The organism is Streptomyces sp. LZ34 (genome assembly GCF_053890475.1).
In genome coordinates, this window is the sequence record NZ_CM132680.1 from 11,839,348 (window position 1) to 11,846,006 (window position 6,659).

Below are 6,659 nucleotides of genomic sequence, written 5' to 3' on the forward strand. Positions count from 1 at the left end.
CGCCCAAGACCGCCCAAGGACGAGTTCTCCATGCAGACCAAACGCGACCAGGTCCAGGCCCATATGTTCCTCATGGGGCGGCTGACCTCCAGCATGCTGCGCTCCGACCCGGACGCCCCCGAGAGCCCCCAGGGCCGCACCAACCGCGGCGTCGCCATCGGCGTGATCATCGCCGTGCTGCTGTGCGCCGGCGCCTTCGTCCTCGGCCTCGTCTCGCCCGGCCAGAAGGACTCCTGGCGCACGGCCGGAAAGCTGATCGTCGACAAGCAGACCGGCTCCCGCTACCTGTACCTCGACGGACGGCTGCGCCCGGTGCGCAACTACGCCTCGGCGCTGCTGCTCGCCGGCGCCGATCTGGAGACCACCACGGTGGGCACCAAGTCCCTCAAGGGGACCCCGCTCGGCACGCCCATCGGGATCGAGGGCGCCCCGGACGCGCTGCCCGGGGCGGACGACCTGTCCGAGGACCCGTGGCAGGTGTGTTCGGCGCCGTCGGCGGAGGACGACGGCAAGGTCGCCACCACGCTCGCGGTGGGCGCGGAGACTCCGGGAGACGCGCTCGGCAAGGGCGAGGGGGTGCTCGTATCGGGCCCGGACCGCACCCGCTACCTGCTGTGGCAGGGTAGCCGGCTGCGGCTGGACCGCGACTCCGGCGCGGCCGAGGCGCTCGGCTACGCCTCCACCAAGCCGGTGCCCGTATCGGCGGGGTTCCTGAGCGCGCTGCCCGCGGGCCCCGACCTCGCGCCGCCGGAGAGCCCCGGGATCGGTGACCCGGGACCGAGGCTGGGCGGCCGGTCCACCAGGGTCGGGCAGGCGTTCATGCTGGACGTCCCGGGTTCGGACAGCCGCTACTACCTGCTGCGGAAGGAGGGGCTCGTGCCGCTCACCGCGACCGAGCTGGCGTTGGTGCTGGGCGATCCGCAGACCCGCGAGAAGGCGTACGGGGGCCAGGCTCCGGTCGCCTCGCCGGTGACCTCCCAGGCGCTGCAGGGCAATCTCGCGCCGGAGGGCTCGCTGAACAAGGGTCCCGGCGCGACGCCGAGTTCGCCGCCGAAGGCGCTCACCGTGGCCGATGAGCAGACCCCGTGCGTGCGGGTGGCACCGCAGGGCAAGGGCACCCGGGTCGGCGTCACTTTGGTCGAGCAGCCCGACCTCGGTCCGGTCGCCCAGCACTCCGCGGGGGCGGCCGCGGCCCCCGCGTGTCTGCCTGTGGACCGGATCACCGTGCCGCCGGGCCGCGGTGTTCTCGTACGGGCGCTGGGCGCCGGCGGGGGCAGGGTCGGCAGCACGCTCTACCTGGTCACGGACTCGGGCGTGAAGCACCGGCTGGCGAACCAGGACGCGGTCAAGGCGTTCGGCTACGAGGGCGAAAGCCCGCAGGAGATGCCCTCGCTGATGTTGTCGATGCTCCCCTCCGGCCCCGACCTGTACCCGCAGGCGGCGCAGAACGGCCAGGTCAACGTGACGGCGCCGCGCTGCCGCTGGCCCGGCAAGGGCGAACAAGCGAAAAGCAATCTGACGACAAGTCAGAAACACCGGAAGACAAGCGAACCCTCGTAGCATCGCCGTCCTGAAGCCGATCGAGGAGAGGGGCGCAAGTGTCCGCCAATGGCATGCAGCAGTCAGAGGAATCCGCGACACGGAACGGCATCCAGGCCCTGGAGATGGCGTTCAGCGGGGTCATGAAGTGCCGCCAGGATGTCGAGTCCACCAAGAACAACCTCATGGCCCACTACAAGGGCAGCGACGGTGGCGCCTTCAAGGACCTCGTCACGTCATGGGAGGAGAAGGCCGATGTCATCCTCACCAATATCCAGGACATGATCGAGACGCTCAACCAGACCCTCGTCGAGCAGGGCAAGCAGCAGGGGTCCTCGAACGAGGCCATCAACCAGGCCTACGCGCAGTCGGACGCGGTCTTCGACACCCTGACCGGCTGATCCGGGCGGCCGGCTTCCCCACCAACCTTTCGGACCCCAAGGCGAGACGAGGACAGGCAATGAGTGACTTCACCGACGGCTACATCTACGTCGACTACTCGCACATGAGCAACGCGGCCGACGACATGATCACACAGACGAAGGCCATCGCGGCCACGGTCGAGAACCTGGAGATGGAGCTCAACGAGCTCAGGAACACCTGGATCGGTGACGACAAGGACATCTACGCTCAGAAGCAGGCGGCCTGGGACAACGCGGTGAAGGGGATGGAGGACCTGCTGACGAAGCACTCCGCCCTGCTGACCTCGGTCTCCGAGAACTACCAGTACAGCGAGCAGTCGCTGACGCAGATGTGGGACTCGGTGAAGATCGGCCGCTGACGCCCGCCGGCGGCCGGCCCCCGCGGCCGGCCCGCCCACCACACCCCCAGCGGGAAGGACTTCCGAGTGGACACCAAGGATCCGAACGACAAGACCGGCAAGCTGACCATGGACAAGGCCGGTCTCCAGAGTTTCCTCGACAATCGTGTGCTGCCCTTCAAGGACGAGCTTCGCAAGATCACCGAGGACGACCCCACGTTCGGTCCCTCGATGGGCGCGTTGATCGGCAGCGAGGACATCAGCCTCGACGAGTTCGACTCCTACCAGGCGGGGAAGCCGCTGGCACTCGGCTGGATGCTCCAGCAGGGCGAAGTCGACGGGCAGGTGGCGAAACTCAACAAGAGCCTCGCCACGATGGCGGAGAACATCGTCGAGATCTACGAAGAGCAGGCCAAGCTCTTCGGGGACATCGAGGACAACCTGGGAACCACCCTCGAGACGCTGTTCGCGACCCAGGGCGGCAACCTGATCTCCATCGACGGTCAGGAATTCCTGGACATCTTCGAGGACGTGGACGACGACCTCGGCGGCGGCAGCTCCGGCGGTGGCGACGACGACGAGAACGAGTAACGACTGAGCGTCCCTCCGCATCCCCGTTTCCGCCCGCCCCCACCCCGCTGACCGGCCCGCCGGAGGTCCTCCGCCATGTCCAAGAAAGTCCCCGTCGCCCACTCCGACAACGACTGGTGGGCCAGGGCTGTTCATGTGCTGACGGGCGTCGCCCTGCCGGCCCGGGCGGACCTCTTCGACAGTCTCATCGGCAACAACGACATCCCGCTGATGCGGCTGGAGTTCTCCGACTACGACGGCGAGCCCTCCAACGCGATCGTCGAAGCGGTCGACAACATGTCGTGGCGTACCGAGAACTCCGGCTGGCGCATCAACAACACGGACTTCGTGATCCCGTTCTACTCCGGGAAGCACGGCCCCATCAGCGCGGCGTCCCCGGGCACGAAGGTCGTGATGAAGCAGGCCCGCATCACCCTGCTCGGCACCAGCGGCGCGGACGACCCCCCGGCCGGCGGAGTGGTCGTGGGCTCGGAGTTCAGCAGCAAGCTGGGCAAGGACTTCGAGGGGCAGTCGAAGGACACGGTCTGGAGCAACGTCGGCCTGTCGCATTACAGCTACGGCGGCGGCATGGCCCTGCAGTGGCTGCTCAACAACAACAAGACCACCGGATTCGAATGGTATGGCCTGAGGGTCAACGAGAAGGACGCGGTGGACCTGGATTCCTTCTACAGGTCCGCCGACGCCCTCGACCGGGCCGCGCGCTTCTTCAAAAACCGGTACGACGACCTTCGGGACTGGGAGTTCGACCTCGGCAAGGAGGACGCGTCCTGGAAGGGGATGGCCGCCGGGGTCTTCCGGGACATGATCCACGGGATGACGCGCAACTACAAGTCGTACAGCGAGCAGATTCCCGTCGAAGGCACCGGTTCCAAGTACGGGAACGAACTCCGTAAGTACCGGCAGGACATCTACAACGCCAGCAACGGGCTGTACACCAAATGGAACAGCTGGCAGCTGGCCATGGGAAATCCGCTGCGCTGGCTCCACGACATCCTGCTGGACGTCTCGGAGTGGATCTGGGACAACAACATCACCAAGGTCCGTTACTACGAGGACTACGGATACGAGTACTACGACTCGTACCACGCGGTGAAGTTGGACGGATTCCACGGCGACCACCCGACATACGGCCAGCTCGAGGACAAGGCGACCTGGAAGAAGATCGGCGAAGAGGCCATCAAGAAGTGGCAGCAGTCTGTCGTGGACACGCTCGGGACGGCGGGCAAGGAAGCCGTCCTCGCCATTCAGAACTCCGTGAACGACCAGGACCTGCCGAAAAAGATCGACACGGAGACGACCAGCCTGAGCCAGGAGTTCGCCAAGGACCAGGCGGCGCAGGAGAAGGCCAAGGCCGAGGAGGAGAAGAGGAAGCTCGAGGAGGAGAACAAGAAGAAGGAAGAGGAGTGGGAGAGGAAGCAGAAGGAATGGGAGGAGAAGCAGGCGGAGGCCGAGCGTAAGGCCGAGGAGAAGGAGAAGGAGTGGGAGAAGAAGCAGGAAGAGGCTGAGCGCAAGGCGGAGGAGAAAGAGAAGGAGCAGGAGCGCAAGCAGGAGGAGAAGGAGAAGGAGCAGGAGGCCAAGCAGGCCGAGCAGGAGCGCAAGCAGGAGGAGAAGGAGAGGGAGGCCGAGGCCAAGCAGGCGGAGCAGGAGGCCAAGCAGGAGGAGAAGGAGAAGGAGCAGGAGGCCAAGCAGGCCGAGCAGGAGCGCAAGCAGGAGGAGAAGGAGAGGGAGGCCGAGGCCAAGCAGGCGGAGCAGGAGGCCAAGCAGGAGCAGAAGCAGGCCGAGCAGGAGCAGAAGCAGGAGGAGCGGTACAAGGAGCAAGAGGCACAGCAGTTGGCTGCTACTACCTTGGCGCGCGCTGAACGCGAGCAGGAGAAGAAGGAACAGGAAAAGAAGCAGGCGGAGCAGGAGGCCAAGCAGGAGGAGAAGGAGAGGGAGCAGGAGGCCAAACAGGCCGAGCAGGAGCGCAAGGCCGAGGAGAAGCAGGCGGAGCAGGAGCGCAAGCAGGAGGAAAAGGAGAAGGAGGCCGAGGCCAAACAGGCCGAGCAGGAACAGAAGCGCATTCAGACCGAGAGCGAATACGAAGACAAGCAGGCCGAGCAGGAGGCCAAGCAGGAGCAGAAAGAGAAGGAACAGGAGCAGAAGCAGGCCGAGCAGGAGCGCAAGGCCGAGGCCAAGCAGGCGGAGCAGGAAGCCAAGCAGGAGCAGAAGGAGCAGGAGCAGGAGGCCAAGCAGGCGGAGCAGGAACAGAAGCAGGAGCAGAAGCAGCAGGAGGCCGAGGCCAAACAGGCCGAGCAGGAGCGCAAACAGGAAGAGCGCCAGGCCGAGGCGGAGAAGCGCTACGAGAGCCAGACCCGGGAGCTCGGCGGCGGGAACGTGCGGCGGTACGAGAGCCCGGACCTGCCCTCCGACTACGGCGACCAGAGCCCCTCGCTCGACCGCAGCGGTGGCACGACGACCCTCAACCCCGACCGCACGGTCACCCTGGAGTACCCGGACGGGTCCTCACGGACCATCGATGTGCCGGGCGGCGACGTCTCCACGGTCCTGCCGGACGGCTCGACGGACGTCGACAGTCTGCGTCCCGGCGACTCGATCACCAACAGCGACGGCAGCATCACGACCCTGGAACGGGACGGGACCCTCACCACCGAATTCCCCGACGGCAGCAGCACCAGGATCGACCCGGAGAAGGGCCTGATCACCAATCATCAGCCCGACGGGACGACGACCACCACTCCGATCGAGTCGGGTGAGACCCTGCCGAGCAACCTCGGCGGTTCCACGAACCTTCACTCGCCGTCGAGCTCTTCCTCGTACGACGGCCTGTACGGCAGCGGCAATGAGGAAGAGTTGTACGACACCACCCCGTACAACGGCGATCCGTCCGGCAATGGATACGGCTCGGGCGGCAGCGGCTCGCCCGGTGGCATGCCGATGCTGCCACCCGGCACCCGGATGAACGGGTCCATCAGCGGCGGCGCGGGTTCCGGCGACACCGAGCGGGTCCGCGGGGTGTTCGACGACGCCGGCCAGCCCATCGTGCGGCGCGTCGGTACCCCTCGGCCGTCCGGTTCGACCCAGGACGAGGAGGAGATCGTCGCCGCCCGTCGCGGCGGGATGTCCACCGCCGGTGGTATGCCCTTCGCCCCGCCGATGGGCGGCGGCATGGGCGGCGGCCAGCCGCAGACCCAGAGCTCCGACCGCGAACGGGCCGGGTGGGTGGAGGAGGACGAGGACGTCTGGGGCACGGACGAGGGCGGCGCACCGGCCGTCATCGGGCGTTGAGAGCGGCGAGGGAGGCAAGCTGATGAAGAAGGAATCGATCAAGGAGCGGCTGGCCAAGGCCATGGCCGACATGGAGCGGACCCAGCAGGCCGTGGCCCAGGCCAAGGCACAGCTCAGCACGGCCTCCGTCACCGTGCGGTCGCGGGACCGCGCGGTCGAGGCGACCGTCAGCGCGCAGGGACAGGTCACCGATGTGAAGTTCCTGGACGGCAAGTACCGCACCATGGGCGCCGCGCAGCTCGCGGCCTCGGTGATGGAGGCGGTGACGCAGGCCCAGGCGCAGATGGCCCAGACGGTCATGGACACGTTCCGGCCGCTGTCCGACAGCGTGAGCGGCGCCCCCCGCCTCGACGGTGTCGGCATCGAGTGGGGCGAGATCTTCGCACCGCTCGCGGACACCGCGTCGAGGGGCGGGACCGCGCACGGCCGTTCCAGTGACCGGCTGCGAGACGAGATCCACGAGGACGGGGACCGGAGGTAGGCC

6 protein-coding genes are annotated in these 6,659 nt (G+C 67.1%); all 6 read left to right on the forward strand.

Annotated elements, in window-relative coordinates:
• Positions 1-30: 30 nt before the first annotated feature.
• Positions 31-1,560, forward strand: coding sequence for a type VII secretion protein EccB (eccB, locus tag ACWY4P_RS50810; protein ID WP_456207596.1), 1,530 nt, complete (start codon positions 31-33; stop codon positions 1,558-1,560).
• A 38-nt stretch (positions 1,561-1,598) separates the two neighbouring features.
• Positions 1,599-1,940: a hypothetical protein gene (locus tag ACWY4P_RS50815; RefSeq protein WP_456207597.1), complete on the forward strand. Its 342-nt coding sequence runs from the start codon at positions 1,599-1,601 to the stop codon at positions 1,938-1,940.
• 59 nt (positions 1,941-1,999) lie between these two features.
• Positions 2,000-2,320: a WXG100 family type VII secretion target gene (locus ACWY4P_RS50820; RefSeq protein WP_456207598.1), complete on the forward strand. Its 321-nt coding sequence runs from the start codon at positions 2,000-2,002 to the stop codon at positions 2,318-2,320.
• Between the two features lie 66 nt (positions 2,321-2,386).
• Entirely contained in the window at positions 2,387-2,890 is a 504-nt protein-coding gene (locus tag ACWY4P_RS50825) for a type VII secretion system-associated protein (RefSeq protein ID WP_456207599.1), read from the forward strand.
• A 75-nt stretch (positions 2,891-2,965) separates the two neighbouring features.
• Entirely contained in the window at positions 2,966-6,175 is a 3,210-nt protein-coding gene (locus tag ACWY4P_RS50830; protein ID WP_456207600.1) for an AAWKG family protein, read from the forward strand.
• Positions 6,176-6,197: 22 nt separating this feature from the next.
• Positions 6,198-6,656, forward strand: a complete 459-nt coding sequence (locus tag ACWY4P_RS50835) for a YbaB/EbfC family nucleoid-associated protein (RefSeq protein WP_456207601.1) — start codon at positions 6,198-6,200, stop codon at positions 6,654-6,656.
• Positions 6,657-6,659: the final 3 nt, after the last annotated feature.

Coding starts and splice junctions, on each gene's coding strand:
- eccB (WP_456207596.1), top strand. CDS start 31: ATGCAGACCAAACGCGACCAGGTCCAGGCCCATATGTTCCTCATGGGG.
- ACWY4P_RS50830 (WP_456207600.1), top strand. CDS start 2,966: ATGTCCAAGAAAGTCCCCGTCGCCCACTCCGACAACGACTGGTGGGCC.
- ACWY4P_RS50835 (WP_456207601.1), top strand. CDS start 6,198: ATGAAGAAGGAATCGATCAAGGAGCGGCTGGCCAAGGCCATGGCCGAC.
- ACWY4P_RS50820 (WP_456207598.1), top strand. CDS start 2,000: ATGAGTGACTTCACCGACGGCTACATCTACGTCGACTACTCGCACATG.